The sequence below is a fragment of the Tsuneonella sediminis genome (genome assembly GCF_051912845.1).
GTDB lineage: Bacteria > Pseudomonadota > Alphaproteobacteria > Sphingomonadales > Sphingomonadaceae > Tsuneonella > Tsuneonella sediminis.
Genome location: NZ_JBNCBU010000002.1, coordinates 144,701 through 169,270 on the forward strand (window position 1 = coordinate 144,701; position 24,570 = coordinate 169,270).

Annotated in this window: 22 protein-coding genes; 13 read left to right on the forward strand and 9 right to left on the reverse strand. The window is 67.6% G+C overall.

Going from position 1 to position 24,570, the window contains the following annotated elements:
• Nucleotides 1-22: 22 nt before the first annotated feature.
• The 3 genes from ACPV3N_RS11340 to ACPV3N_RS11350 all read left to right on the forward strand — a co-directional run bounded on the left by ACPV3N_RS11340 (nt 23) and on the right by ACPV3N_RS11350 (nt 3,294).
• Complete coding sequence (locus ACPV3N_RS11340; RefSeq protein WP_440117828.1) at nt 23-802, forward strand: hypothetical protein; 780 nt, start codon at nt 23-25, stop codon at nt 800-802.
• 67 nt (nt 803-869) lie between these two features.
• Nucleotides 870-1,892, forward strand: a complete 1,023-nt coding sequence (gene nadA, locus ACPV3N_RS11345) for a quinolinate synthase NadA (protein WP_440117830.1) — start codon at nt 870-872, stop codon at nt 1,890-1,892.
• Nucleotides 1,893-1,923: 31 nt separating this feature from the next.
• Nucleotides 1,924-3,294 carry a DUF2254 domain-containing protein gene (locus ACPV3N_RS11350; RefSeq protein WP_440117832.1) on the forward strand — a complete coding sequence of 457 codons (1,371 nt, stop codon included), beginning with the start codon at nt 1,924-1,926 and terminating at the stop codon, nt 3,292-3,294.
• Between the two features lie 35 nt (nt 3,295-3,329).
• Here ACPV3N_RS11350 and ACPV3N_RS11355 read toward each other — a convergent pair whose 3' ends face one another.
• Complete coding sequence (locus ACPV3N_RS11355) at nt 3,330-4,244, reverse strand: DMT family transporter (RefSeq protein WP_440117834.1); 915 nt, start codon at nt 4,242-4,244, stop codon at nt 3,330-3,332.
• A gap of 51 nt (nt 4,245-4,295) precedes the next feature.
• Here ACPV3N_RS11355 and ACPV3N_RS11360 point away from each other — a divergent pair, with 51 nt between their 5' ends.
• Nucleotides 4,296-5,405, forward strand: coding sequence for an alkene reductase (locus ACPV3N_RS11360; protein ID WP_440117836.1), 1,110 nt, complete (start codon nt 4,296-4,298; stop codon nt 5,403-5,405).
• 3 nt (nt 5,406-5,408) lie between these two features.
• Here ACPV3N_RS11360 and ACPV3N_RS11365 read toward each other — a convergent pair whose 3' ends face one another.
• Both ACPV3N_RS11365 and lipB read right to left on the reverse strand, forming a co-directional pair.
• Nucleotides 5,409-5,708, reverse strand: coding sequence for a hypothetical protein (locus tag ACPV3N_RS11365; RefSeq protein WP_440117838.1), 300 nt, complete (start codon nt 5,706-5,708; stop codon nt 5,409-5,411).
• Entirely contained in the window at nt 5,705-6,367 is a 663-nt protein-coding gene (lipB, locus tag ACPV3N_RS11370; protein WP_440117840.1) for a lipoyl(octanoyl) transferase LipB, read from the reverse strand. The genes ACPV3N_RS11365 and lipB overlap by 4 nt, the downstream gene beginning before the upstream one ends.
• Before the next feature lie 69 nt (nt 6,368-6,436).
• Here lipB and ACPV3N_RS11375 point away from each other — a divergent pair, with 69 nt between their 5' ends.
• Complete coding sequence (locus tag ACPV3N_RS11375; protein ID WP_440117842.1) at nt 6,437-7,264, forward strand: DUF7847 domain-containing protein; 828 nt, start codon at nt 6,437-6,439, stop codon at nt 7,262-7,264.
• A gap of 3 nt (nt 7,265-7,267) precedes the next feature.
• Here ACPV3N_RS11375 and ACPV3N_RS11380 read toward each other — a convergent pair whose 3' ends face one another.
• Nucleotides 7,268-7,870 (reverse strand): class I SAM-dependent methyltransferase, encoded by a 603-nt coding sequence (locus tag ACPV3N_RS11380; protein WP_440118013.1) that lies wholly within the window; start codon nt 7,868-7,870, stop codon nt 7,268-7,270.
• Nucleotides 7,871-8,003: 133 nt separating this feature from the next.
• On the opposite strand from ACPV3N_RS11380, the gene ACPV3N_RS11385 reads away from it, so the two are divergent.
• A complete protein-coding gene (locus ACPV3N_RS11385; RefSeq protein WP_440117844.1) occupies nt 8,004-9,359 on the forward strand; it encodes an MFS transporter in 1,356 nt (451 codons plus the stop codon).
• A gap of 6 nt (nt 9,360-9,365) precedes the next feature.
• Here ACPV3N_RS11385 and arsC read toward each other — a convergent pair whose 3' ends face one another.
• Nucleotides 9,366-9,710: an arsenate reductase (glutaredoxin) gene (gene arsC, locus ACPV3N_RS11390; protein WP_440117846.1), complete on the reverse strand. Its 345-nt coding sequence runs from the start codon at nt 9,708-9,710 to the stop codon at nt 9,366-9,368.
• 128 nt (nt 9,711-9,838) lie between these two features.
• On the opposite strand from arsC, the gene ACPV3N_RS11395 reads away from it, so the two are divergent.
• Nucleotides 9,839-11,917 carry a TonB-dependent receptor gene (locus ACPV3N_RS11395; protein WP_440117847.1) on the forward strand — a complete coding sequence of 693 codons (2,079 nt, stop codon included), beginning with the start codon at nt 9,839-9,841 and terminating at the stop codon, nt 11,915-11,917.
• A gap of 10 nt (nt 11,918-11,927) precedes the next feature.
• Here ACPV3N_RS11395 and ACPV3N_RS11400 read toward each other — a convergent pair whose 3' ends face one another.
• Together ACPV3N_RS11400 and ACPV3N_RS11405 are read right to left on the reverse strand one after the other, a co-directional pair.
• Entirely contained in the window at nt 11,928-12,467 is a 540-nt protein-coding gene (locus tag ACPV3N_RS11400; protein ID WP_440117849.1) for a (2Fe-2S)-binding protein, read from the reverse strand.
• A gap of 14 nt (nt 12,468-12,481) precedes the next feature.
• Nucleotides 12,482-13,240 carry a class II aldolase/adducin family protein gene (locus tag ACPV3N_RS11405; protein ID WP_440117851.1) on the reverse strand — a complete coding sequence of 253 codons (759 nt, stop codon included), beginning with the start codon at nt 13,238-13,240 and terminating at the stop codon, nt 12,482-12,484.
• Between the two features lie 104 nt (nt 13,241-13,344).
• On the opposite strand from ACPV3N_RS11405, the gene ACPV3N_RS11410 reads away from it, so the two are divergent.
• The gene (locus tag ACPV3N_RS11410; RefSeq protein WP_440117853.1) at nt 13,345-14,679 is read left to right on the forward strand and encodes an MATE family efflux transporter; all 1,335 of its coding nucleotides are present in this window, start codon (nt 13,345-13,347) and stop codon (nt 14,677-14,679) included.
• Here ACPV3N_RS11410 and ACPV3N_RS11415 read toward each other — a convergent pair.
• Entirely contained in the window at nt 14,648-15,658 is a 1,011-nt protein-coding gene (locus tag ACPV3N_RS11415) for a DUF2891 domain-containing protein (RefSeq protein WP_440117855.1), read from the reverse strand. The genes ACPV3N_RS11410 and ACPV3N_RS11415 overlap by 32 nt on opposite strands.
• Complete coding sequence (locus ACPV3N_RS11420; RefSeq protein WP_440117857.1) at nt 15,643-19,224, reverse strand: hydantoinase B/oxoprolinase family protein; 3,582 nt, start codon at nt 19,222-19,224, stop codon at nt 15,643-15,645. The genes ACPV3N_RS11415 and ACPV3N_RS11420 overlap by 16 nt, the downstream gene beginning before the upstream one ends.
• 109 nt (nt 19,225-19,333) lie before the next feature.
• Between ACPV3N_RS11420 and ACPV3N_RS11425 the strand changes: the two genes are divergently transcribed.
• From ACPV3N_RS11425 to ACPV3N_RS11445, 5 genes are all read left to right on the forward strand, one after another.
• On the forward strand, nt 19,334-21,679 hold the full coding sequence (locus tag ACPV3N_RS11425) for a chemotaxis protein CheA (protein WP_440117859.1): 2,346 nt from the start codon (nt 19,334-19,336) through the stop codon (nt 21,677-21,679).
• Complete coding sequence (locus ACPV3N_RS11430; protein WP_440117861.1) at nt 21,676-22,113, forward strand: chemotaxis protein CheW; 438 nt, start codon at nt 21,676-21,678, stop codon at nt 22,111-22,113. The genes ACPV3N_RS11425 and ACPV3N_RS11430 overlap by 4 nt, the downstream gene beginning before the upstream one ends.
• A 61-nt stretch (nt 22,114-22,174) precedes the next feature.
• Nucleotides 22,175-22,540 (forward strand): response regulator, encoded by a 366-nt coding sequence (locus tag ACPV3N_RS11435; protein WP_440117863.1) that lies wholly within the window; start codon nt 22,175-22,177, stop codon nt 22,538-22,540.
• 8 nt (nt 22,541-22,548) lie between these two features.
• On the forward strand, nt 22,549-23,682 hold the full coding sequence (cheB, locus tag ACPV3N_RS11440) for a chemotaxis-specific protein-glutamate methyltransferase CheB (protein ID WP_440117865.1): 1,134 nt from the start codon (nt 22,549-22,551) through the stop codon (nt 23,680-23,682).
• On the forward strand, nt 23,679-24,524 hold the full coding sequence (locus ACPV3N_RS11445) for a CheR family methyltransferase (protein ID WP_440117867.1): 846 nt from the start codon (nt 23,679-23,681) through the stop codon (nt 24,522-24,524). The genes cheB and ACPV3N_RS11445 overlap by 4 nt, the downstream gene beginning before the upstream one ends.
• The last annotated feature ends 46 nt before the right edge of the window (nt 24,525-24,570 follow it).

The following is a 24,570-nucleotide window of genomic DNA, read 5'->3' on the forward strand; positions in this document are numbered from 1 at the left end:
GCTGGCAACGGGGGTGGCATAGATGGCTACATTGGCGTCCGACGCACCAGCGCTCTCGCTCGAACGAAGCGAGCGGCGGTTCTTCTTCATCATGGCGCTGGCAATGGCCAGCACGATCGTCGCGGGGTTCGTTCTCAACCTCGCGACGGGGCGCTCGACATTCGCCTCTCCGCTCGCCTACCACGTGCACGCGGTCATTTTCATGGGCTGGATCGCGCTTTACCTGACGCAGGCGTTCACGATCGCCACCGGCCGGCGCGCGCTCCATCGCGCCCTGGGCAAGTTCGCCTATCTCTGGATTCCCGCCATGCTCGCAGCGGGCGTAACGATCATGACGGTGGCCGCACGGCGCCACGGTGGGCCCTTCTTCTTCGCGCTCAACGAATTCCTCATCAGCAATGTCATGCTGCTCGCGTGTTTCGCGGGGCTCGCACTCTGGGCGCTGCTCAGTCCGCGGCACAACGGCTGGCATCGGCGCCTGATGCTGGTGGCGATGGCCGTCCTCACCGGCCCCGGCATCGGCCGTCTGCTACCCCTGCCCCTGATCCCTCAGGCGTGGTCCGTCACTTTCGTGGCCACCCTGGTCTTTCCCGCGATCGCCGTTGTCGCCGACAAGCGCCGTCGCGGCCGCGTCCACCCGGCCTATTGGTGGGGCACGGGCATCTATGCCGCGACCTTCGCAGTCTCGATGCTCATCGCCTATAGCGGCCCGGGTATCGCGTTCACGCAATGGGTGGTCGCCGGCAGCCCCGGCGCCGAGCGTCCGCTGGAACCCTATGTCCCGCCGGGTTTCGCGATGTAGCGGAACGCGCTCGCGCTCTCGCCCGTTGCGGCTATAGGGATCAGCAAACCCAGACACGGGAGCCGAAATGAGCGTCGAAACCAGAGTGCCGACCGGCGACGACCTGCTCGCCGAGATCGACCGCCTGCGCAAGGAGCGCAACGCGGTGATCCTGGCGCACTATTACCAGACACCCCAGATCCAGGACATCGCGGACTTCGTAGGCGACAGCCTCGAGCTTTCGCGCAAGGCGGCCGATACCGATGCCGAGGTGATTGCATTCTGCGGGGTGAAGTTCATGGCCGACACGGCTAAGATTCTCTCACCGGAAAAGATTGTGGTGCTGCCCGACATGGACGCCGGGTGCAGCCTCGAGGATTCCTGTCCGCCGGAAAAATTCAAGGCCTTCCGCGAGGCGCATCCCGATCACATCGCGCTGACCTATATCAACTGCTCGACCGAGGTTAAGGCGCTGTCGGACGTGATCGTCACGAGCTCCTCGGCCGAGACGATCCTTTCCCAGATACCAGAGGACCAGAAGATCATCTTCGGCCCTGACCGTCACCTGGGAGGCTATCTCAGCCGCAAGTTCGGGCGCGAGATGCTGCTGTGGCCGGGTGTCTGCATCGTGCACGAGGCCTTCAGTGAGACCGAGCTTCTGAAGCTCAAGGCGCGGCATCCGGGGGTGCCGGTCGCCGCGCATCCCGAATGCCCGCCTTCGATCATCGATCACGCCGACTATGTCGGTTCGACGAGCGGAATTCTCCAGTTCGCCAAGACGTTCGAAGGCGACACGCTGATCGTCGCGACCGAGCCGCACATTATGCACCAGATGGAGCTTGCGCTGCCCGAGAAAACGTTCATCGGCGCGCCCGGGGCGGACGGGAACTGCAGCTGCAACATCTGCCCCTACATGGCATTGAACACCATGGAGAAGCTTTACGTGGCGCTGCGCGATCTCGAACCCCGGATCGAGATCGAGGAAGGCCTTCGGTTGAAGGCGAAACAGAGCCTCGACCGCATGCTCGAGATGGCGAGCGGAACGATCGGCAAGGGCGATCTCGGAGCGATCGCGCCGGATGCCAGCCAGTCTGGACCCGACGGGGACTGATGGATCTGGTAAAGACCGGACACGGCGCGTGATGACCTGGCTCGGGGCATTCTGGCACCGTGTCAACGCCAGCTACTGGTTCTATCCGTCGCTGTTCGCGCTGGGTTCGCTCGGCCTGGCGGTGCTCACCCTCTGGCTGGACCGTAACGGCTTTGCCAGCTGGCTCGGCGACGTGTCGGCGCTCCAGCCCGCGCGTCCGCAAAGCGCGAGCACGATGCTCAACATCATCGCGGCCTCGATGATCGGGGTCGCCTCGACCGTGTTTTCGATCACGATCGCGGCCGTGGCCTACGCGAGTGGTAACTACGGCCCGCGCCTGCTCAACAACTTCATGGAGGATCGCGGAAACCAGATCAGCCTGGCGACCTTCATCGGCACCTTCGTCTATGCCGTGACGGTGCTGCGCAGCGTGCGGCGCGAGGACGAGACCACGCTGCTGTCACCGGGCGAGGATGCCCTTCCCGGCTTCGTGCCACAGCTGTCGCTGCTGGTCGCCTACCTCCTGATGGCGGTCGCGGTGGCGGTGCTGGTCTACTTCCTCAACCACGTGCCCTCGTCGATCCGGATCAACACCGTCCTCGCCGGCATCGGCCGCCGCCTGCTAACGGAGATCGACGACCTCTATCCCGACGCCAACACCGGAGACCGGATTCCCGCGTCCAACGGGGGCGTGCCGATCCGGGCCGAGGACACCGGTTACGTCCAGGTGCTCGACCTGAAGCGGCTGCACGAGATTGCCGCGGATAACGCAGGCCGGATCGTGCTCGACGTGCGCTCGGGCGATTTCATCCATCCATCGGTGACGATCGCCTACTGGTGCCCGCAGGACGGCAAGGGCGATGATGGGGGCAAAGGCGAGAGCAAAGGAGTCGACGAAGCGGTAGAAGCGCCCGCCGACCGCATCCGCGAGTGCCTCTCGCTGGGCAGCGCGCGGACGCCGTATCAAGACCTTCAGTTCCTGATCGACGAACTCGTCGAGATCGGGCTGCGCGCGCTGTCGCCCGGGATCAACGACCCGTTCACCGCGATCACCGCGCTCCATTGGCTGGGTGCGGCGACGGCGCGGCTCGGCGAGCGCGATCTCAAGTTGCGGATCAACACGGACACCGAGGGCGGCAGCGACGACCTGGTGATCCCGATGGACGACGATTACGCGCATTTCCTAGCGCGTGGCTTCGGCGCCATCCGCAGCGGCGTCGCCACGAACCGGATCGCCGCGCTGGTCATGCTGGACACCCTGCGCGACGCGGGCGCGACCCTCGACGACGAGACGCGGCAGCGGCACCTGCAGCGCCAGGGCGATCTCCTGCTCGAACAAGCCCGCATCCACCTGTCGGGCCCTGAAATCCACGAGGTCGAGGCCCGCCACGCTGCGTTCTCGAACGCGTTCGCCGCGGGCTGATCGGTTCGGCGCAGGGTCGGGGCAACCACCAGCCGCTAGGCCCGCACCCTCGGCCCCACCGGCACCCGTGTCCGCGCCAGCACCAGCGCTGCGCTGACCAGCGCCATCCCCGCCATGTCGGGCGCGCCGAGCGTTTCCCCGAAGGCCAGCCATCCGACCGCCGCGGCGATTGCGGGCTGGGTCAGCAGCGCCATGCCGACCACCAGCGGCGGAAAATGCTTCATCGAATAGACGAGCAGCCCCTGCCCGATCACCTGGCTCGACAGGGCCAGGCCCACCACCGGGAGCCAGCCCGTCCCGCCCGGCCACACCGGCTCGCCCAGCGCCATCGCTATCCCGAGCAGCACCGGCGCCGCCGCCGCGCACACGAGCGCGAGCACGCTCCACTGCCCCATCGTCGCGCGCGCCGCCTGCGCCGGGATCAGGTAGAAGACGTAGAAGACCCCCGCGGCGAGGCAGAACAGGTCGCCGATCAGCGTCGCGGTGGAGATGTCCAGGCTGCGTCCCATCAGGATGGCGGCGCCCGCGAGCGAGGCGGCGAGCGCCACCCACTCGGCGGATCGCGGCGCGCGGCGCAGCGCGACGATGCCCCACAGCATCAGGAGCACGCTGCCCGAATTGCCGAACAGTGTGGCATTGCCAAGGCGCGTGCGCTCGATGCCGATGTGCCAGCAGGCAAGGTCGGCGGCGAAGAACGCACCTGCGGCCAGAAGCACGAGGACCGTCCTGCGCGTCGGACGGCTCCCGGCGCGTTCACGCCATGCCAGGAACGCGAACAGCGGCAGCGGCAGCAGCATGCGCCAGAAGCCTGCCGCAACCGGCCCGGTGTCGGTCAGCCGCACAAGCCACGGGCCGAGTGCGAGCGCTACGTTGCCCCCGAGCAGCGCGGCCAAGTGCCACGCTCCCCCCGAGTAGCTATTCTTGTCCGCCTCGATGGTTGTGCCCGCCATCCCTCGCCCCTAGCTGGGTTGCCAATCGAAACCAGCAGGAAAATTCCGCCCATGCACGAAGCCCTTTTCCAGCCGATCGATCTCGGCGCGATCCATGCGAGGAACCGCATCCTGATGGCGCCGCTCACACGGGGACGGTCGAACTATCCCGACGCCGATCCGGGGGACCTGATGGTGGAATACTATCGCCAGCGCGCTGGTGCGGGCCTGATCATATCGGAAGCGACCGCGATCAGCCCCGAAGGTCGCGGCTGGCCCAACGGGCCGGGCATCTGGACCGAATCCCATGTCGCCGGATGGAAGAAGGTGACCGACGCGGTGCATGCAGCAGGCGGCGCGATCGTGCTGCAATTATGGCACATGGGCCGGCTCGTCCACCCGAGCATGCTCGAAGGAAATCCGCCGGTGTCCGCGAGTGCCACGAAGGCGCCCGGTCATGCCCATACGCCCACTGGGCGGCAGGACCACGAGCAGGCGCGCGCGCTGTCGGTCGAGGACATCGCGCGGGTCGTCGCGGACTATCGCAAGGCAGCCGAGAACGCGAAGGCCGCCGGGTTCGACGGGGTCCAGTTGCACGGCGCCAATGGCTACCTCGTCGACCAGTTCCTGCGCGATTCGACGAACCTGCGGACCGACGAATACGGCGGCGCGCCGGAAAACCGCGCGCGCTTTCTGCGCGAAGTGCTGACCGCGCTGGTGGAGGTCTGGGGCGCGCCCCGCGTATCGGTGCGCCTGTCGCCCAACGGCGAAACGCAAGGGTGCGACGATGGCAACCCGTCAGCGACGTTCGGCGCGGCGGCGCAAGTCTGCGAGGACCTGAAGCTGGGCTTCGTCGAACTGCGCCAGCCCGGACCCGACGGCACCTTCGGCCAGACCGAGGTTCCCCACCAAGACGGCGTAATCCGCAAGATATACACCGGCCCGCTCGTCCTCAACAGCGACTACACCGCCGAAGCCGCGGCCGCCGACATCGCGAGCGGTCGCTGCGACGCAGTGAGCTTCGGCCGGCCGTTCATCTCGAATCCCGACTTGCCGGAACGCATCAGGGTAGGGGCCGAGTGGGCGCCCAACGTCGATGTTCCCAAGAGCTGGTACCTGCCCGGCCCCGCGGGTTACGTCGACTATCCGACGATGGACGAAGAACGGATCGCGGCCGAATAGTTGCTATTCGGTCGGTTCGGCCACCGCCTGCGGTTCGTCAGCCTCGGCCTCCGGCTCCGCCGCCGACGTATCGCCGGCGCCGGTATCCTCGGACTTGCGGTCCGTCCTGTCGGCGCCGCCGTTGCGCAGCGGGGGACTTTGCGAGGTCACCGTGTCGAGCGGCAGCATGTCGTCGCTGATCGAGCCGCCAAGCACCTCGCCCGCAGCGGTCTTGCGTTCGCCTTCGGCCCCGGGGTCGTTCCCCCCGCAGGCCGCGATGGCAAGGACGAGCGGCAGGGCAATCAGACTTCGGGTCGTGGTCACGCGGTCTCGCAGGGTTTCAGCGCGGCGATGAATTCGCCTGCGCGCGCCAGCAATGCCGCATCGAATGCGTTGGTGGCAAGCGGCTTGCCGAGCTTCTCCATGCTGGTGACGCCGTATTCGGCGATCCCGCACGGCACGATGCCTGCGAAGTGCGACAGGTCCGGCGACAGGTTCACCGAGAACCCGTGCATGGTTACCCAGCGCCGGACGCGCACCCCGATCGCGCCGATCTTGGCTTCCGCGTCTCCGTCGCGGGTCCAGATGCCGATCCGGCCCGGGGCCCGCCAGCTTTCGATCCCGAGATCGCCGAGCGCCGCGATCACCCAGCCCTCCAGCGAGTGAACGAAGTTTCGCACGTCCTTCCCCCGCCGCGAGAGGTCGATCAGCACGTAACCGATCCGCTGGCCGGGTCCGTGATAGGTATAGCGCCCTCCGCGCCCCGCCTCGACTATCTCGAACCGCGGGTCGAGCATCTCGTCTGCCGCCGCGCTGGTGCCGGCGGTATAGACCGGCGGATGTTCAAGCAGCCAGACGAGTTCGTCGGCCTCGCCCGCGGCGATGGCGCGATTGCGCGCGTCCATCTGGGCAAGCGCGGTACGATAGGGCACGGGCGCTTCGGAAACCCGCAGTTCGATCCCATGTGGCAGGTTCGTCGACATCGCCGATTGCGTGGGGCCGCGTCGCGCGGTTATCAAGACCGGAATTGAAGACGACAGGGAGGCACGGGAATGAAATTCGACATGGGCGCGGCGTGGAACGAGGCGGTTCGCCTGCTGGCGGCCAACCGGCAGGTGCTGCTGATCGTCGCCGGCGTGTTCTTCTTCCTCCCCTATGTCGGTTTCATGCTCGTGTTTTCAAACGAGATGACGGCCCTCGAAGCCTCGCAGGCGAGCAACCCCGACCCGCGCGTCATGGGCGAGGCGATGATGGGCCTCTACGGCCAGTTCTGGTGGCTGCTGCTCATCATGGTCGTCCTGCAGACGATCGGGGTGCTGGGCCTCCTTGCGCTGCTGTCCGACCGCAGCCGGCCGACCGTGGGCGAAGCGCTGGGCGCAGGTGCCCGCCTGCTCCTGCCGTACATTGGCGCACAGCTTCTGATGAGCTGCATCTACGGACTGTTGTTCCTGCTGCCGATCGCGGTGGGCGTGGGAGTTTCGGTGGCGACCGGAGTCCTGCTCGGGCTGGTGGCGGTGGTGGCGTTCGCCTACCTCTTCACCAAGTTCCTGATGGTTCCGCCGGTCATCGCCATCGAACGTGTGGTGAACCCCCTCTCCGCCTTGGGCCGTTCGTGGCGTCTGACGAAAGGAAACTCGATCAGGCTGTTCCTGTTCGTCCTCCTCCTGTTCGTGGCGGTCCTTGTCGTCGGCGGCGTGATCGGAATGGTTGCCGGACTGGTCCTGGCACTGGCCGGACCCGAGGTCGCGCAGGTCGGCAACGCCCTCGTCTCGGGCCTGATCAACGCCGTGTTCTACACGATCTTCCTCGCAGTTCTGGCGGCCGCGCACCGCCAGCTTGCCGGGTCCGCGCCGGAAGCCGTGAGCGAGACGTTCAGCTGACGATCAGTCCTTCCAGCCCCAGAACAGGCGGCAGGGCAGGACGTTGAGTGATTCGAAACCGCTATCGATGCGGGCGAAGTGCTTGGCCATGAAGTCGCGCGCGGCGGCGCTGAACTGGTAGACCAGGAACGCGCCGCCCGACCGCAGCACGCGGTGCGTCGCGGCGGCAATCTCCGGCCCGACGCCATCGGGCAGGGTGGAGAAGGGCAGGCCCGACAGCACGTAATCGGCGTGGTCGAAGCCGTGGGCGCGAACGATTTCCTCCACGTCGGCGGCGCTGCCGAGGACCGCGTGGAAGCGGCCGTCCGAAATCGTTTTCCTGAGGTATTCGACGTAGAGCGGATTGGTGTCGATCACGATCAGCGTGCCGTCGCGCCGCATGCGTTCGAGGACAGGCCGGCAGAAGGTCCCCACACCGGGGCCGTACTCGACGAACAGCTTGCACTCGTCCCACTTCACCGGCCCGAGCATCTTGTCGATGGTGAACCGCGATGACGGTATGATCGAGCCGACCATCTTGGGATGCTCGACGAACCCGCGGAAAAACACGCCCCATTGTCCGAAGAAACGCGCGACGCGGCCGCTGACGGTCTCGCCACGGCGAATCGCGAAATCACTGGAATTGGTCAAGCAACGCGCCCTGTCCGGCACCCCGTGAGACAGGGCAATCGACGGCGCAGGAACTGGCAGCTTCGCTGTCCGATTGCAAGCTTGGACCCGCGCGTCTAGCCGGTTGCCGATGGCCGAAGCCGATCCCCTCGCCCCTGCCGTAGAGGCGCCGCGCAAACCCATTTCGCGCGAACGGATGGCACTGCTGTTCGTGGTCATGCTCGTGACCGCGGCTGGCAACACCGCGATGCAATCCGTGATGCCCTCGATCGGCACCGAACTGGGGGTGGCCGATGTGTGGATCAGTCTCGCCTACACCTGGTCGGCGCTGCTGTGGGTAATCTGCGCACCCATCTGGGCGCGCCGTTCGGACAAGCGCGGGCGCAAGGCGATGATGGCGCTCGGCCTGATCGGCTTTATCGCCAGCTTCGCGCTCTGCGGGCTCATGCTCTGGCTCGGCCTCAACGGCTGGCTGGCACCGCTGTGGACGCTCCTGCTGTTCGCAGCCTCGCGCAGTTTCTACGGCGGCTTCGGTTCAGCCGCTCCGCCGGCAGTGCAGGCCTATGTCGCCAGCCGCACCCCTCGTTACGAAAGAACCCGGGCGATGGCCCTGATCGCCTCGAGCTTCGGGCTCGGTACGGTAATCGGCCCCGCCGTCGCGCCGCTGCTGGTTTTTCCCGCCACCGGCCTCGTTGGCCCGTTCTTCGCGTTCGCAGTCCTCGGTATCGCCGTGCTTGTCGCACTGCGCGCCAGCCTGCCCAACGACGACCCGCAATTCGCGGCACGCGGCGACGTGGTCACCGCTCCCTTCAGCGCCAATTCCAATCCGCGGGTGCAGGATCGCGACGACGACGATGGCGCGAACGGACTGCCCACGGACATTCCCGACCTGTCGTGGCGCGACCGGCGGCTGCGCCCGTGGCTTGTCGCGGGCCTGGTAGGCGGCCACGCGCAGGCTGCGTTCCTGGGCCTTGCCGGCTTCTTCGTACTGGACCGGCTCGGTCTGCGCGCGGACCCGGGTGCCGGAACGGGGCCGATCGGCCTGGTTCTCATGTGCGGCGCGATCGCGACCCTGCTTGCCCAGTGGGGCCTGATCCCGATGCTCCGGCTCGGCCCCCGCTCGTCGACAATGTGGGGCATGGCGATGGCCCTCGTTGGCGTGGTGCTTTTCGCCTTCTCGCATACGCTCCACGCAATTGCGCTCGGCATGGCGATCGCATCGATGGGGTTCGGCCTCTACCGGCCCGGATTCACTGCGGGCGCCTCGCTTGCCGTCAGCCGGGCGGAGCAAGGCCAGGTAGGCGGCATCGTCGCCTCGCTCAATGGCGCGGCCTATATCGTGGCGCCGGCGCTGGGCGTGTGGCTTTACGGTCACCACGAAGCGATCGGCTTTGCCACGATAGCCGCACTATGCGCGGTCGTATTCGTGCATGGTTGGTACGCGCTGGACCCCGATGCCGCGCTCGAGGCTCCGCGACAGCCATAACGCCAGCTAGAGGATTTCCTCGACCTTTTCCGGTGGACGGCACAGCCGGACACCCTTGTCCGTCTCGACCAGCGGCCGCTCAATCAGCCGCGGCTCCGCCATCATCGCGTCTAGCACCGTGTCGTCGTCCGCGGTCGTCAGCCCTCGCTCCTCCGCATCGGTTTTGAAGGTCCGCACGCCCTCGCGCGGAGCCATGCCGGCATCGCGGTAGAGCTGGGCCAGTTTTTCGCGCGTGGGCGGGTCCTTCAGATACTCGACGACCGTCAGATCGAGGTCGCCGCGTTGCTCGAGGATCGCCAGCGCCGCGCGCGATTTGCCGCACTGGGGGTTATGCCAGATCGTTGCTTTCACCGAAAATCTCCTTCGCGACGCCGCTAGCGGGCAAAATTTTCCGCGCCAATCAACATTGAGCCTTGTGAATGCGAATTATTCTCAATAGTGGCAGCGAAATCGAGAATGAATCGCAATAAGGAAATTTCATGAGGTCGTCTCTCTGCCGCGCCGCGCTCGCCTGCGCGACTGCCCTTTCCGCCCCCGCCTTCGCCGCCGATTCGGCACCGGGAGACTACCTGCCCGGCGACATCCTCGTCGTAGGCCAGCGCGACGGGTATGCGAGCGAGGATGGGTCCAGCGCGACCAAGACCCCGACCCCGCTTATCGACGTGCCGCAGACAGTGGCCGTCATCACCGAGGACCAGCTCGCCGACCAGGGCGTGACCCAGCTCAACGAGGCGCTGCGCTACGTCCCCGGCGTCAGCCTCGACACCGGCGAGGGGCACCGCGACCAGGTCTTCATCCGCGGCCAGGCAAGCACCGCCGACTTCTATCTCGACGGGTTGCGCGACGATGCCGAATACTACCGGCCGCTCTACAACGTGGCCCGGGTTGAGGTTCTCAAGGGCGCGAATGCGCTGATCTTCGGGCGCGGCGGTGGTGGCGGCGCGATCAACCGGGTTAGCAAGGTTGCCGAATTCACCGCGCCGGCGATCGGGCTCGACGCCAATGTCGACAGTTTCGGCGCGTTCTCGCTCGCAACCGACGTCAACCAGCCGCTGTCGGCGACCGTGGCTGCCCGCCTCAACGCGACTTACGAGGAGTTCGACAACGCGCGGGACTTCTATGAGGGGCGGTTCGTCGGAATCTCGCCAACGGTCACCGTGAACCTGGGCGACCGGACGCACCTTTCGGCTTTCTATACCTACGATGACGACCGGCGGGTTACCGACCGCGGCGTTCCGTCGCTGAACGGCAAGCCGCTGACCGGCTTCGATCGCACATTCTTCGGCGACCCGGCGTTCAACGATGCGACGAGCGTGGCGCACATCGCGCGCCTGAAGCTCGACCACGAGCTCGCCGAGGGACTGTCGGTCAACCTCACCGGCCAGTTCGCCGACCATGACAAGTTCTACGCCAATGTCGTCCCCGCCGGCTCGGCCGCGACGACCGCGACGCTCAACGGCTATACCAGCGGCACCGACCGGCAAAACCGGATCGTGCAGGGCAACCTCGTCTGGCAGGCCGCGTTCGGCGCGATCGACAGCACCTTCCTTGCCGGGTTCGAGGCGGGCGCACAGAATACCGATGCCGACCGCTACAACATTGCCTTCGCCAACGGCGCCACGAGCGTGACGGTGCCCCTCGCCCGGGTCCTTTCGGTCCCGGCCGCGCGCCAGACGACGATCCAGCGCGCCTCGACCTCGCGGCTCGATACGGTGTCGGGCTACGTCCAGGAGCAACTCGATTTCGGGCCGGTGCAGCTCGTCGGCGGCCTGCGCTACGACGAGTTCGAGCTTGCCACGGTAAATCTCGTCAACGGGTTCGCGGCGGAGCGGACCGACCGCAAGTGGAGCCCCCGCGCAGGGGTCGTGATCAAGCCCGCAGAGACGCTGTCGGTCTATGCCGGCTACGCCACAAGCTTCCTCCCGCAGTCGGGCGACCAGTTCTCGGTCCTCGACGCGACCACCGCGAGCCTTGCGCCCGAGAAATTCGAGAACCTCGAAGCCGGCGTTAAGTGGGCGGTGACGCCCGCCCTGTTCGCGACCGCAGCCGTGTTCCGGCTCGACCGCACCAACACCCGCGCGGTCGATCCGGCCAATCCGGGCCTGACCGTTCTGACAGGTTCAAGCCGCGTCTCGGGGTTCGAGGCCAGCCTTGTCGGGCGGTTGATGCCCAACTGGCAGGCCAGCCTCGGGTATACCTACCTCGACGGCGAGATCCGCTCGACCACCACTTCGGCCCCCGCGGGCCGGCGGTTGCAGCAGGTACCCGAGCACCAGGCGAGCGCGTGGACCCGCTACGACGTGACCGACCGGCTCGGGTTCGGCCTCGGCGCGGTCTACCAGGGCAAACAGTTCGCCTCGCTCAGCAACGCGGTCGTGCTGCCGGATTGGGTGCGGGTGGACGCGGCGGCGTTCCTCGATCTCAGCGATCGCTTCGCGCTCCAGCTCAACGTCGAGAACCTGTTCGACCGCGACTACTATTCGAGCGCGCACGGCGACAACAACATCCAGCCGGGCGAGCCGTTCAGCGTGCGCCTGGGCGTGAAGGTGAAGCTCTAGGAACCTCGCGTCAGCCGTCCGGGTCCATGGCCGGGACGGCGCGCGCGGCATCCTCTGCACTGATCCCGGGCGCGGGGGCGGCGTTGATCGTCTCCGCGCGCCGGACCACCCGCCCCGCCCGCTCGACCGCGCGGACAAGCCTTGGGTACACTCCGCACCGGCACAGGTGCGGCAACGCCGCCTTGATCTCCGCCTCGGTGGGATTCGCGTTCTTCGCCAACAGCGCGGCCGCGGCCATCGCGATGCCGGGGGTGCAGAAACCGCACTGGATCGCCGCTTCCGCCACCAGCGCCTGCTGCACCGGGTGGCTGCGATCGCGGCTCAGGCCCTCGATCGTGGTGACGTAGCGCCCCTCGGCCTCGGCAATCGTGACGAGGCAGCTCCTCAGCGCCTCGCCGTCGACGATGACCGTGCAGGCGTGGCAATCGCCGGTCCCGCACCCGTACTTGGTGCCAGTCAGATTCGCCGCTTCGCGCAGAGCGTGGAGCAGCGGGGTATCGGGATCGAGGTCGAAGCGGACTGGCCGCCCGTTGACGGTAAGCGCGGTCACAGCATTCTATCGGATCAGTCGCGCCACGAGCGGTCGATCCGGTCGACCTTGCGCTTCCACGCCTCAAAATCGGCATAGCCGGGGCCGCCCGGGGCCTGCGCCTGCCCGAGATCGCGCTGGTGCACGCCGATCACGTCCTGCGGAACCATGATCGGCTCGCCCTGGCTAAGGGTGGCGATCTGGATCTCGCACGCGCGCTGAAGCGCCCATGCGGTTACGAACATCTCGCGGATCGTCCGGCCGAGGACGACCGGGCCGTGGTTGCGGAGCATGAGAATGCGGTTCTTGCCGAGGTTCGCCAGCAGCCGCTCGCCCTCTTCCGCGCGCACCGTCACGCCTTCGAAATCGTGGTAGCCGATCTGGCCCTGGAAGTTGCAGGCGTAAAAACTGATCGGCAGGAGCCCGTCCTTGTGGCTCGACACCGCCATCCCTTCGGTCGTGTGCGTGTGACAAATCGCGTGCGCCCATTCGAGATGGCGGTGGAAATAGGCATGCTGGGTGAACCCGGCCTTGTTCACCGGGTAATTGCCGGCAAGCACGTTGCCGTCGATGTCGATCTTGACCAGATTGGAAGCCGTCACTTCCTCGTAGAGCAGCCCGAACGGATTGATCAGGAACGCGTGGTCCTCGCCCGGCACCTTCAGGCTGATGTGGTTGTAGATCGATTCCGACCAGCCCATCAGGTCGAAGATCCGGTAGCAGGCCGCGAGTTCGAGCCGCGCCTCCCACTCGGCATCGCTGCACTCGATCCGGGGCTTGAGCTGGGTGGCCATCGCGCGCCTCTCCTTGGGTATGCGTTTCGCTATCTATCGCACGGGTCTGCCGGAGCGCACAAGCAGCTTGGCCGCGCACCGGTACCACGCTACCGCCCCGCCCGATGAGCGAGGCGGCCCGACTGACGCGCGGAAGCATCCGCGGCCACCTCGTCACCCAGACCCTGCCGATGGTCGTCGCCTCCGCAGCGCTGATGTCCGTGGGGCTCGTCGACGCCTACTTTGTCGGCCAGCTCGGCAGCGACGAGCTCGCGGCAATGTCGTTCATATTCCCCGTCACCATCGCGCTCGCCAGCCTCGGCGTGGGGGTGATGGTCGGCGTGAATTCGGTCGTCTCGAGGGCGATCGGCGCCGGCGACATGGAGCGCGCGGCCCGGCAGGCGAACGTCGGGATCGTATTCGCTCTGGCCCTGGGGACCCTCATGGGCCTCGCGCTCTGGCTGCTTGCCGGACCCCTCTTCCGTCTGCTCCAGGCGCCCCCCGACCTGTTGCCGCTGATCGAGCGCTATATGGGTCCTTTCGCACTCGGGATGCCGGTGCTGCTGCTGCAGATGGGGCTCAACGGCGTGTTGCGCGCGCAGGGGGAGGCCAAGCGCACGTCCGCCGTCGCCGTCACCTATGCGGCGGCGAACTGGGTGCTCGATCCGCTGCTGATAACCGGTGGCCTGGGGTTGCCCGCGCTCGGCATCGCCGGAGCGGCGTGGGCGACGACGATCGGTTACCTGTGCGCGGTTCTGCTGGCGGCATGGCTCGTGCACGGCACGCATCTGCCGCTCGATCCAACGCTGATCCGCAGAGCACGGCTCGGCAACGCCGTTCGCGATATCGCCGGCGTCGCCGCGCCAGCCTCGTTCTCGAACGCGATCAACCCCATCGGCCTGTCGGTCCTCACCGCGCTGCTCGCCAGCCAGGGGCAGGAAGCGGTTGCGGGCTTCGGGGCGGCCGGGCGGCTGCAAAGCTTCGCGATCGTTCCCCTGCTTGCGCTGTCCGCATCGATCGGCGCGATCGTGGGGCAGAACTGGGGCGCGGGCCAGTTCGAGCGCGCGCGCCGCGCCTTTCTCCAGGCGGGGGCATTCTGCGTCGTCTACGGACTGACGCTGGCGGCTGTCCTGTTCGCAGCGGGCAACTGGTTCGCAGGGTTCTTCACCGACGATCCGCGCGTCATCGCCGAGTTCGCCCGCTACATCCGCATCGCCGCCTGGGGCTATGCCGGGTTCGGGCTGCTGATCGTCGCGAATGGCGCTCTCAACGCGGTCGGCAAGGCCAACTGGTCGCTGGGGCAGAGTTTCGCGCGGGTGTTCCTCATCATGCTGCCCGCCGCATGGGTGCTTCGCCCGCTGTGGGGGTCGGCCGCAATCTATACCGGCGAGCTGGCGGCCAACCTCATCGGCGGCGCGCTAGCCGCCTTCATCGCCTGGCGAATGCTGTCCCGCCGGTAAGTGCCAGCAGGGCGAAGCTCGCGAGCCAGTGCGAGCCCATGTAATCCTCGCCGATGTGCGGCAGGCTGGCGGCGACGTGGCGCCCGGCGACATGCGCGAACCGGCCCGGCTCGCCCAGCGCAGCGCCGATTCCCAGCCAGCACCATGCACGCGACAGATTGAGCCCGTCGAGGTGAGCGATCTTGCCGTCGGTCCTGTCCGAGACCCGAACCGGCAAGAACAGCGGGGCCGGCTGATCGTGATCGGCATTGGGCAGGAAGTTCTCAAACCAGGCGGCAAAGGCATCGCGCTCGAGCACGCGGCTCATCAGGAGGGCAGCGGTCAGCGCGGGGGACAGGAAGTCGTCGCCCCCCGGTTCCCAGCCCCGGTAGTCGGTCGATCCGGCAAACCATTCCAGTGCGCGCGAGCGGATCCGGGCGGCGAGATCCCCGTCGCGCCTTTCGGCCCAGTCGAGCGCAAGAAGCATCGCGAACGCGCTGTTGGCATGCGTGCCGGCCGTGATGGGATAGGTCAGCAGGCGGAAATACTCGTCCAGCATCGCAGCGAGCTTTCGCGCCAATGGCTCGAGCGCGCTGCCCCACGGCGCAGCGTGGCAGTCCGCTTCGTCGTGAAGCGCGAGGAGCCAGGCCCACCCGTAGGGACGATGGGCGCCGCGCCCGTCGGCGCGATCGAACCGGGCCTCCTCGCCCCCGAGTTTGCGGGGCGTGAGCATCGCGTCGGCGAGCACCTGGATGTCCCGCGCTTCCGGCATCCCGGGAAACAGCCGAGCGAGACGCAGGACCTGCCAGTACCCGTGCACGCACGAGTGCCAGTCGAAGCTGCCGTGGAATACGGGGTGCAGTTCGGCCGGGGTCAACAGGTCGTCGGCGCCGGCGAGCACCTGGTCGAGCTTGAAGGGCCAGCGCCGCGTGAGGTTCGGCAGCGTCAGTTGCGCGAAGGACCGGGCGCGGGCTTCGTCGAGCGTCACGCTTGGCCCCATCCGCCGCCGCCAGGGGTTTCGATCACGAACACGTCGTCCCGTGCGAGATCGACCGAGGCGGTCGCCCCGAGCGGCTCGGCAGTCCCGTCGGCGCGCTCGATGCGGTTAATGCCCGCCGCGCCGTCGAATCCGCCTTCGAGGCCGGAGGGTGCCACCCGTCGGCGATTGGACAGGATGTTGGCGCGCATCGGCGCGCGAAACCGGATGCGCCGGATGGCCCCGTTGCCGCCTTGCCACTTGCCGGAGCCGCCCGACCCGCGGCGCACCGAGAATTCCTCGACCAGCACGGGAAACCGCGCTTCGAGGACTTCGGGGTCGGTCAGGCGGCTGTTGGTCATGTGGGTCTGTACCGCGTCCGCGCCGTCGAAGCCGGGGCCCGCCCCCGATCCTCCTGCGATCGTCTCGTAATACTGGTGCGCCGCGTCGCCGAAGGTGAAATTGTTCATCGTCCCCTGGCATCCGGCCTGCGCGCCGAGCGCTCCGAGCAGCGCGTCGGTAATGGCCTGGCTGGTCTCGACATTGCCCGCGACGACTGCCGCCGGCCACTCGGGCGACAGCATCGAGCCCGTTGGGATGCGCAGCTCGATCGGGCGCAGGAACCCGTCGTTGAGCGGTATCGCGCTGTCGAGCAGGGTTCGCACCGCATAGAGACAGGCCGCGCGCACCACGGGGCGCGGCGCGTTGAAGTTGCCGGTGTGCTGGCTGCTCGTTCCGGCAAAGTCGATCGTCGCGCGGCCGGCCTGCGGGTCGACACGCACCGCGACCCGAACCTTCGCTCCATCGTCCATCTCGACCGCGTGTTCGCCCCCCTTGAGGCTCCCGAGCAGGGTCCGCACCGCCCCTTCCGCGAAATCGAGGAGATGTCCCATGTAGGCCGAGACCGTCGCCTTGCCGTGCGCTGCTACCAGTTCAAGCAGCCTGTCGGCCCCGCGCCTGCATGCGGCGACCTGCGCGGCGAGGTCGGCGATGTTCTGGTCAGGACTACGCGCCGGATGCGGCCCGCTTTCGAGCAGGTGTCTCAGCTCGTCAGCGCGAAAGCGTCCGCCGCGAACAAGCAGGACGTCGTCGAGAACGACGCCTTCCTCGTCTATCCGTGTGGAGTTCGAAGGCATCGAGCCCGGGGCAATCCCGCCGACGTCGGCGTGGTGGCCCCGCGCGGCGACAAAAAAGGAGGGGGCTTCGTCCTCAGCGACGAAAACAGGTGCGATGACGGTGATGTCGGGCAGGTGCGTGCCGCCTGCGTAGGGCGCGTTGAGCGCGTAAGCATCCCCCGGCTGCATCGTGCCGGCGCGATTGTCGATCACCGTGCGCACGCTGTCGCCCATCGATCCCAGGTGCACGGGGATGTGCGGAGCGTTGGCGATGAGACTGCCTGTCGCGTCGAACACCGCGCAGGAGAAATCCAACCGCTCGCGAATGTTGACCGAGCTTGCCGAATGCTGGAGGGCGGCGCCCATCTCTTCCGCGATGCCCATGAACAGGCCGCCAAAGATCTCCAGCCGGGCGGGGTCGATGCCCGTCCCCCGGAGAGCGCCCTCCGCCGCGCCGGTACGCGACAGGACGAGCATGCCGTCCCCGGCTTGTGCGGCCGACCATCCGGGCTCGACCACCAGCGTGGCGACCGGGTCGACCACCAGCGCGGGACCCTCGATCGTCTGGCCCCGCCCCAGCGTGGCGCGTTCGAAGACCGGTGTAGCCCGTTTTTCACCCGCCATCGTGCAGGCGACCTCCGCCACCGGTTCGCCCCGATCGTCCGGCACCGAACAATCGCCGCCGGGCGCGTGCCCGCTAGGCACGACGGCCTCCACCCGCAGCATGTCGATCACGAGGGGAGCATCGGCAGCGTATCCGAATCGGGCACGGTGCGCAGCTGCGAAAGCCTGGCGCATTGCAGCCTCCTTTTCCAACGGCACGGGAATCGCGCTGTCGCCCGCCGCGAGGCGAATGTGCGCTTCGCTTTCGATCACGGTCCGCTCGGGATCGACACCCTGTTCAGCCAGAGCGCCACGCGCCTCGCCCGCGACGCGCTCGAAAGCCTTGCCGATCAGCGCGTCGCAGCCCTCGAGCGGCACGCCGAGCGTTTCCTCCCGAACCGCGCGGCGGTCGGCAAGACCCATGCCATAGGCCGAAAGCACGCCTCCAAGCGGATGGATCAGCACGGTCCCTATTCCCAGCGCATCGGCGACGAGGCACGCATGCTGTCCGCCTGCCCCGCCGAAACAGTTAAGCGCGAATCCGGCCACGTCGTGTCCCCTGGCAACCGAAATCGAGCGGATCGCCTGCGCCATCTGGGCGACCGCGACCGCAAGGAAACCTTCCGCGGCTTCGTGGCGAGACATGCGCCGGCCGGTCGCGGTCTCGATTTCGGACAGCACCGCATCGATCCGGGCCTCGGCGGCGGCGGTGTCGAGCACCTCGTCTGCCCCCGGCCCGAACACCGCCGGGAAAAACGCGGGCTGGAGCTTGCCAAGGACGAGGTTGCAATCGGTGACCGTCAGCGGTCCCCCCTGGCGGTAGCATGCCGGCCCGGGCCGGGCGCCCGCGCTCTCGGGGCCGGCGAGGAAACGCGCGCCGTCGAAGCGGCAGATCGAACCGCCGCCAGCCGCGACGGTGTGGATCCGCAGCATCGGCGCGCGGATGCGGACGTTTGCCACGCGGTTCTCGCTGTCGCGTTCGTAAGCACCTGCGAAAAGCGAGACATCGGTGGACGTGCCCCCCATGTCGAACCCGATCACGCGGTCGAAGCCGGCAGCGCGGGCGGTCTCCGCCATCCCGACGATGCCACCGGCCGGGCCGGAAAGGACCGCGTCCTTGCCCCGCAGCACCCGGCCCGACGCAAGCCCTCCGCTCGACTGCATGAACAGCGGGTCGTGGCCCTCTCCCAGTGCCGAGGCGAAACCGTCTACATATCGGTGCAGTACCGGAGACAGGTAGGCATCGACACAGGTCGTCTCCGCCCGCGCGACGAGCTTTGCGAGCGGCGAGACCCGGTGACTGACGGCAATTTCCTCGAACCCGGCCTTGGCGGCGAGGCCGGCAAGCGCCTCCTCGTGCGCGGGGTGGCGAAAGCCGTGCATCAGCGCGATGGCGACGGCTCTGAAGCCTCGCTTGCGAGCGGCCTTCAAGCCCGCGAGCGCGCCCGTGCGGTCGAGTTCGCGCAGCACCTCGCCCTCGTGCGTTACCCGCTCGTCGATTTCGAGAACCTGGTCAGGTAGCGGCTCGGGCTTCTCGATCCCGAGAGCGAAGATATCGGGCCGCTCCTGCGTGCCGATCGTCAGCAGGTCGCCAAAGCCCTTCGTGACCACCAGCAGCACCGGCTGGCCCTTGCGCTCGAGCAGGGCGTTGGTCGCGATTGTGGTGCCGATCCGGACGTCCGCTGGCGGGAGCGACCCGTCGCGGCAGCCGGTCAGCCGCCGCATCGCCTCGATCGCCGCGTCGGAATAGTGCGCCGGGTCGTCCGACAGCAGCTTGGCGCATGCGAGCCGGCCACCGGGATCGCGCGCGACGACATCGGTGAAGGTGCCGCCGCGATCGATCCAGAACTGCCAGCGCCGGGAATCTGCCATTGCAATGCTATGCCGCATGCCGCGCGGCGCCACAAACAGCCGACGGCGCAAACCCATCGTTAACCATCGTCCGCCATAGCCCGTTGCGAGGGGCACCCGGGGGCGATTGATGGACGACCTGCTGGCCGAATTCCTGGCCGAGACACGCGAGATGATGGAAGCGATCGGCGGCGAACTGGTCGCCTGGGAAGCCGCGCCGTCCGACCGCACGCGTCTCGATGCGATTTTCCGGTTCGTGCACACGGTCAAGGGTAACTGCGGCTTCTTCGATTTTCCCCGGCTCGAGGCCCTCAGCCACGCCGCCGAGGACGCCTTGGCCGAGGTGCGCGCCGGCCAGCGTTCGGCAACCCCGCGTCTCGTGACGGCGGTGCTGGGCATCGTCGACCGTATAGGCGCGATGGTCGATGCGATCGAGGCAGGGGCAGAGATGCCCGCAGGGTCCGACGAGCATCTTATAGCGGCCCTCCGGGTCGGCGAGGACACGGATGACGGCCCCGCATACGAGCCGTGCGATACTCGCGCCGCGCGATCGGGCGGTGCCCAGCGCACCATCCGGCTTCCCGTAAGCCTGCTCGACGACGTCATGGCGAGCGTCTCGGACCTCGTGCTGGCGCGCAACCACCTCGCCCTGCGAGTGCGCGAGGCCGGCAGCGATTCGCCGATCTACGCTCCGTTCGAACGGTTGAACGGGATTCTCGACGAAGTTCGTCAGGCGGTCACGCGGCTGCGCATGCAGCGGATCGATCACCTCTACGCTGCGATCCCGCGGCTGGTGCGCGACCTCGCCGCCGAACTCGGCAAGCAGGTCATGGTCGATCTCGAAGGGGGCGAGGTCGAACTCGATCGCGAGATGATCGAGATGATCCGCGATTCGCTTACTCATATCATCCGCAATGCCATCGATCACGGCATCGAACTTCCCTCGGCGCGCCACGCGGCTGGCAAGCGCGAAATCGGCACGATCCTGGTGTCCGCGCGCCAGAGCGGGAACCGGATCATGCTCGCCGTTTCAGACGACGGCCGTGGGATCGACGGCGAACGCCTGGTCGCCAAGGCCGTCGCCGTGGGCGTGCTCACCGCGGCCGAGGGCGAGAGCCTGTCCGATGACGAGCGCCGCGCGCTGATCTTCGAACCGGGCCTGTCGACCGCGGACGAGGTCACTTCGGTGTCCGGCCGCGGCGTGGGCATGGACGCGGTGCGCGCCAACATCGAGCGGGTGGGCGGCACCATCGAGGTCACAAGCACGCCGGGCGAAGGAACCCGAATCCTGCTCAGCCTGCCGCTGACGCTCAGCATCGTGCCGTCGCTGACGGTGAGCGCCGGCGGAGAGCTGTTCGCGCTGCCGCAATCCTATGTCGAGGAGATCGTTCACGGCCGCGCCGGCCACATCGAGATCGCCCGCGCGGGGGACGCCACTCTCGTCACCGTTCGCGACAGGCGCATTGCCTGTGTTTCGCTGGCCGGGGTGCTTGGCATGGGGGGTGAATGCGATCCGCAGGCTGCGACGCTGGTCCTCATTCGCCTCGCCGGGGGCGACCTCTTCGCGATCGCGTGCGACCGGGTGCTCGACCACCAGGAACTCGTGATCAAACCGCTTGCCCCTGCGGTCATGGCATCGGGTTTGTATGCGGGCAGCACGCTTCTCGACGACGGCAAGCCGGTCCTGATGCTCGACATCGCCGGCATCTCGCGAAAGTCCGGTCTCGTCGGCGACGTGCGCGGACGGATCCGGTCGGCGGCCAGCGAGGAACTTGCAGAGGCGGTGCGCGCGTGCGTCAAGGCCATGCTGTTCGTCGGTCTCGACGGTCGCCGACGGGCCGTGCGCCTGTCGCTCGTCAGGCGGTTCGAGCGCGTGCCGGCCGGGGCCGTCGATCTCGGTGGCGAGCGGCCACAGGTCGTGATCGGCGACCGCATCCTGACCCTCGCCGGCATCGGGGAAAGCACCCTTCCCGATGGCCAGGTTTCGCTCCTCCGTCTCGGCGACGGACAGAGCGAGATCGCCTATGTTTTCGCGCGCGTCATCGATACCGTCGACCTGCCCGAGGAGATCGTGCCCAGCGGGCGGGCGGGACCGGTCGAGGGGACCGTCCTGATCGACGGTGAACCGGCAGAATTGCTCGACGGACACTGGCTGTTCGCCGCGCATGCCGCCCCGGCGCGCGAGGCCCGCCGAATGACCTGCCGCATCCCCGCAGGCGATCCGTGGGCTCGCTCCATCCTGGCGCCGCTGGTCGAAAGCGCGGGCTATGCCGTCGTCGACGAAAGCTACGCGGGCGCGGTGGACGTCGCGATCGCGTCCGCGGACGACCCCTTCACCGATCACCCTGCAGACAGCCTGATCACGCTCAGCGCCGATCCGGAAGCGACCTCGCCCGACGGTCCGCTTCTCTACCGCTACGACCGGGCGGGCCTACTCGCGCGGCTTGCGGCGCTGCGCACCGGGAGGGCGGCATGAGCGACCTCGTTCTTGTCCTGAGCCTTGCCGGGCGGCAAGTGGCCCTCCGCACGGCCGACGTCTTTTCGGTCGTCGAGATCGATCACGTGACGGCGATCCCGAGCGCTCCCGGATACGTAAGGGGCCTCAGTGCGCTACGGTCGATAACGCTCACCGTCATCGACGCGGCGGCTGCAATCGGTCTCGCCCCGCCGGCGAAGCCCGAACCGGGCGCTCGGGCCGCCATCGTCGACCACGAGGGGCACCGCTATGCTCTGGTCGTTGATGCCGTCGACGACGTTGCCGAACTGGTTGCCGGACCCGTGCCCGTCCCCGGGGAAGCCGGACCCCGGTGGCAGCGCGTGGGCGAAGGCCTGATCGAGACCTCTCGCGGTCCGGCACTGCTGCTCTCGCTCTCTGCCCTCCTCGCGGGGCCTCACGCAAGGGCGGCTTAACGAGATTCTTACCTGCGGGTCCTAGGAGACCCATGAAAACATGAACGGATCGCACCAACCCATGAAACACTGCCTCGTCGTCGATGATTCGCGGGTGATCCGCAAGGTATCCCGACACATCCTGGAATCGCTCGATTTCACGGTCGACGAAGCGGAAAACGGGCGCGAGGGACTGGAGAGGTGCGCCCAGTTGATGCCCGATGTAATCCTGCTCGACTGGAACATGCCGGTCATGAGCGGGATCGAGTTCATCGTCCAGCTCCGGCAGCGCGATGGCGGCAACAAGCCCAAGGTCGTCTTCTGCACCACCGAAAACGACGTCGCCCACATTCGAGAGGCGATCAGCGCGGGTGCGGACGAGTACGTGATGAAGCCGTTCGACCACGAGACGCTGCAGATCAAGCTCCAGCTTGTCGGCTTTTCCTGAGTTCCCGTATGAACCGGGGTGCCACCACCGCCGGAGCGTCAACCGCGCCACGCGACCGACGCCAGACCGTGCGCGTCATGGTCGTCGACGACTCGCTTGTCGCGCGGACCGTCCTCTCGCGCATCGTTGAGGGCGAACCCGACTTCGAAATCGTGGCCAAGGCCACCACCGGGGAAATGGCGATCCAGCGCCTCGCCGAAACCCCGGTCGACGTCGTCCTGCTCGACCTCGAAATGCCCGGGATCGGCGGTATGGGCGCGCTTCCCCGTATTCTCGAACTCGCCCGCGACGCCAAGGTCCTCGTCGTCTCGTCACTGACCGAACGCGGTGCGCAGGCCACCCTTTCGGCGCTCGCGATCGGCGCGGCCGATACGCTGCTCAAACCGCGCTCAGGCGAGTTCGATGCCGCCTACGCGAGGACGCTCGTCAACAAGATCCGGGCGCTCGCGCCGTCGGGGATCGGCCCGAGCGCCGGCGGCGCACACCGGGCGGCGCCCACCGCGGCTCGCGCCATACCGGCAAGCGGAGACCCCCTCGCGCTTGCGATCGGCGCGTCGACAGGCGGTATCCATGCGCTCTGCCTGCTGCTCGGCGCGCTGCCCCGCAGTTTCACGCTGCCGATCCTGGTAGTCCAGCACCTTCCGGCAAGCTTCATGACCACCCTCGCCCGCCAGCTCGCGACCGCCTCGGGTCGTCCAGCCTCGGTAGCCGACTGCGGAACACCGCTGGAACCGGGCGAAATCCTCGTCGCGCCCGGAGCGGGGCACATGGTCGTACGGCGAACGAACGGGCGACTGGTGACGGGTGTTGCGCACCACGCCGTTCCGAGCGGCTGCACGCCGTCAGTCGATCCGTTGTTCGAGACCCTCGCCGACGCCACGGGGGGTCGCGCGCTCGGCGTCGTCCTTTCGGGCATGGGACGCGACGGCGCGGTCGGTGCCGAACGGCTGGTTAACGCGGGGGGCACGCTGCTGGCACAGGACGCTGCGACGTCGGCAGTCTGGGGAATGCCGCGCGCCGTGGTCGAAGCGGGCCTGACGACGCTGGTGGGCGATCCGGAAGCTCTGGCCAAGAAACTCGCGGCCCTCGCCACGACCGACGATCGCGGCCCGGCACGCACCGCGCGGACGGTCCGGGCATGAGCGAGATATCCCAGCGCATCGTCGCGGACCTGCTCTTCTCGCGGACCGGACAGCAGCTCGCCGAGAATCGCCGCTGGCGCATCCAGACCGCGCTCGCGGGGCTCTTTCGCGAGCGCGGCATCTCGAATCTCGACCAGCTCGTCTGCCTGCTCGCCGATCCGCGCGAGGAGGGACTGGCCCAGGACGTGGTCGAGGCCCTGCTCAACAACGAGACCTACTTCTTCCGCGATCGCCTGATGTTCGACCTCCTCGCGAAAGAGGTCCTTCCCGATCTCGCGGCGAAGCGTGCGGCGACCCGGCGCCTGACGATCTGGTCAGGCGGATGCTCGAGCGGACAGGAGGCGCTATCGCTCGCCATCCTCTTTGCCGACGACCCCAAGACATGGGACGGCTGGCGGATCGACATTCTGGGGACCGACATATCGGGCAAGGCGATCGAGGCGGCGCGGCGCGGCTGCTACACGCAGTTCGAGATCCAGCGCGGTCTCGGGGTCACCCAGATGCTGCGCTGGTTCGACGAAAGCGAACAGGGATGGAGGCCGCGTCCCGAGCTCGCGCGCCGGATGCGATTCGAACGCCGCAACGTGCTCGACGCTCCGCCCGAGCCGGGCCGCTTCGACCTTGTCCTGTGCCGCAACGTCCTGCTCTATTTCGACCTCGTCTACCGCGGCCGCGCGTTCGATCGCCTTGCCGAAGCTGTGGCGGTCGACGGCTGGCTGATGATCGGCGCGGGGGAATCGGCAAAGGGTCATTCCGACGCATTCGTTCCCGCATGCGACACCAGCGGACTCTATCGCAGGACCCCGCGATCCGTCGAGCCGCGCACTGCGGTAGCGCGCTGAAATGCTCGGTAAACAACGATTTAACGCTTCCTTAGGTAGTGCGTTC

Coding starts and splice junctions, on each gene's coding strand:
- ACPV3N_RS11385 (WP_440117844.1), top strand. CDS start 8,004: ATGGCCGAAGCCGATCCCCTCGCCCCTGCCGTAGAGGCGCCGCGCAAA.
- ACPV3N_RS11405 (WP_440117851.1), bottom strand. CDS start 13,240: ATGGCCACCCAGCTCAAGCCCCGGATCGAGTGCAGCGATGCCGAGTGG.
- ACPV3N_RS11420 (WP_440117857.1), bottom strand. CDS start 19,224: ATGGCAGATTCCCGGCGCTGGCAGTTCTGGATCGATCGCGGCGGCACC.
- ACPV3N_RS11430 (WP_440117861.1), top strand. CDS start 21,676: ATGAGCGACCTCGTTCTTGTCCTGAGCCTTGCCGGGCGGCAAGTGGCC.
- ACPV3N_RS11445 (WP_440117867.1), top strand. CDS start 23,679: ATGAGCGAGATATCCCAGCGCATCGTCGCGGACCTGCTCTTCTCGCGG.
- cheB (WP_440117865.1), top strand. CDS start 22,549: ATGAACCGGGGTGCCACCACCGCCGGAGCGTCAACCGCGCCACGCGAC.
- lipB (WP_440117840.1), bottom strand. CDS start 6,367: ATGTCGACGAACCTGCCACATGGGATCGAACTGCGGGTTTCCGAAGCG.
- ACPV3N_RS11340 (WP_440117828.1), top strand. CDS start 23: ATGGCTACATTGGCGTCCGACGCACCAGCGCTCTCGCTCGAACGAAGC.
- ACPV3N_RS11375 (WP_440117842.1), top strand. CDS start 6,437: ATGAAATTCGACATGGGCGCGGCGTGGAACGAGGCGGTTCGCCTGCTG.
- ACPV3N_RS11425 (WP_440117859.1), top strand. CDS start 19,334: ATGGACGACCTGCTGGCCGAATTCCTGGCCGAGACACGCGAGATGATG.
- nadA (WP_440117830.1), top strand. CDS start 870: ATGAGCGTCGAAACCAGAGTGCCGACCGGCGACGACCTGCTCGCCGAG.
- ACPV3N_RS11355 (WP_440117834.1), bottom strand. CDS start 4,244: ATGGCGGGCACAACCATCGAGGCGGACAAGAATAGCTACTCGGGGGGA.
- ACPV3N_RS11350 (WP_440117832.1), top strand. CDS start 1,924: ATGACCTGGCTCGGGGCATTCTGGCACCGTGTCAACGCCAGCTACTGG.
- ACPV3N_RS11415 (WP_440117855.1), bottom strand. CDS start 15,658: ATGGGGCCAAGCGTGACGCTCGACGAAGCCCGCGCCCGGTCCTTCGCG.
- ACPV3N_RS11395 (WP_440117847.1), top strand. CDS start 9,839: ATGAGGTCGTCTCTCTGCCGCGCCGCGCTCGCCTGCGCGACTGCCCTT.
- ACPV3N_RS11360 (WP_440117836.1), top strand. CDS start 4,296: ATGCACGAAGCCCTTTTCCAGCCGATCGATCTCGGCGCGATCCATGCG.
- ACPV3N_RS11435 (WP_440117863.1), top strand. CDS start 22,175: ATGAAACACTGCCTCGTCGTCGATGATTCGCGGGTGATCCGCAAGGTA.
- ACPV3N_RS11410 (WP_440117853.1), top strand. CDS start 13,345: ATGAGCGAGGCGGCCCGACTGACGCGCGGAAGCATCCGCGGCCACCTC.